This window comes from Virgibacillus proomii (genome assembly GCF_900162615.1).
GTDB classification, from domain to species: Bacteria; Bacillota; Bacilli; order Bacillales; family Amphibacillaceae; genus Virgibacillus; species Virgibacillus proomii.
This window is the reverse complement of record NZ_FUFN01000006.1, coordinates 1-1,527: the sequence shown is the minus strand read 5'-3', so window position 1 is coordinate 1,527 and position 1,527 is coordinate 1. Positions and strand designations below refer to the sequence as shown.

Here is a 1,527-nt window from a genome sequence, read left to right as displayed (position 1 = left end):
CGCTTTATCTTATTCCTTAGAAAGGAGGTGATCCAGCCGCACCTTCCGATACGGCTACCTTGTTACGACTTCACCCCAATCATTGGTCCCACCTTCGGCGGCTGGCTCCTTACGGTTACCTCACCGACTTCGGGTGTTACCAACTCTCGTGGTGTGACGGGCGGTGTGTACAAGACCCGGGAACGTATTCACCGCGGCATGCTGATCCGCGATTACTAGCGATTCCGGCTTCATGCAGGCGAGTTGCAGCCTGCAATCCGAACTGAGAATGGTTTTGTGGGATTTGCTTGGCCTCACGGCTTCGCTGCCCTTTGTTCCATCCATTGTAGCACGTGTGTAGCCCAGGTCATAAGGGGCATGATGATTTGACGTCATCCCCACCTTCCTCCGGTTTGTCACCGGCAGTCACCTTAGAGTGCCCAACTGAATGCTGGCAACTAAGATCAAGGGTTGCGCTCGTTGCGGGACTTAACCCAACATCTCACGACACGAGCTGACGACAACCATGCACCACCTGTCACTCTGTCCCCGAAGGGAACTCCCTATCTCTAGGGCCGTCAGAGGATGTCAAGACCTGGTAAGGTTCTTCGCGTTGCTTCGAATTAAACCACATGCTCCACCGCTTGTGCGGGTCCCCGTCAATTCTTTTGAGTTTCAGCCTTGCGGCCGTACTCCCCAGGCGGAGTGCTTAATGCGTTAACTGCAGCACTAAGGGGCGGAAACCCCCTAACACCTAGCACTCATCGTTTACGGCGTGGACTACCAGGGTATCTAATCCTGTTCGCTACCCACGCTTTCGCACCTCAGCGTCAGTTACAGACCAGAGAGTCGCCTTCGCCACTGGTGTTCCTCCACATCTCTACGCATTTCACCGCTACACGTGGAATTCCACTCTCCTCTTCTGTACTCAAGTCCTCCAGTTTCCAATGGCCCTCCACGGTTAAGCCGTGGGCTTTCACATCAGACTTAAAAGACCGCCTGCGCGCGCTTTACGCCCAATAATTCCGGACAACGCTTGCCCCCTACGTATTACCGCGGCTGCTGGCACGTAGTTAGCCGGGGCTTTCTGGTTAGGTACCGTCAAGGTGCCGCCCTATTTGAACGGCACTTGTTCTTCCCTAACAACAGAGTTTTACGATCCGAAAACCTTCTTCACTCACGCGGCGTTGCTCCGTCAGACTTTCGTCCATTGCGGAAGATTCCCTACTGCTGCCTCCCGTAGGAGTCTGGGCCGTGTCTCAGTCCCAGTGTGGCCGATCACCCTCTCAGGTCGGCTACGCATCGTCGCCTTGGTAGGCTTTTACCCCACCAACTAGCTAATGCGCCGCGGGCCCATCTGTAAGTGACAGCTTGCGCCGCCTTTTAACGTCTCCTTATGCAAGAAAACGTATTATCCGGTATTAGCCCCGGTTTCCCGGAGTTATCCCAGTCTTACAGGCAGGTTGCCCACGTGTTACTCACCCGTCCGCCGCTCGTTCCACATGCGTCACCCCCGAAGGGGTTCTGCTTGCTTCCCGCGCTCGACTT

General features: G+C 55.3%; 1 rRNA gene. It reads right to left on the bottom strand.

What is annotated here, in order from left to right:
• Positions 1-20: 20 nt before the first annotated feature.
• Positions 21-1,527 (bottom strand): 16S ribosomal RNA (locus BN1066_RS00045); the annotation flags it as partial.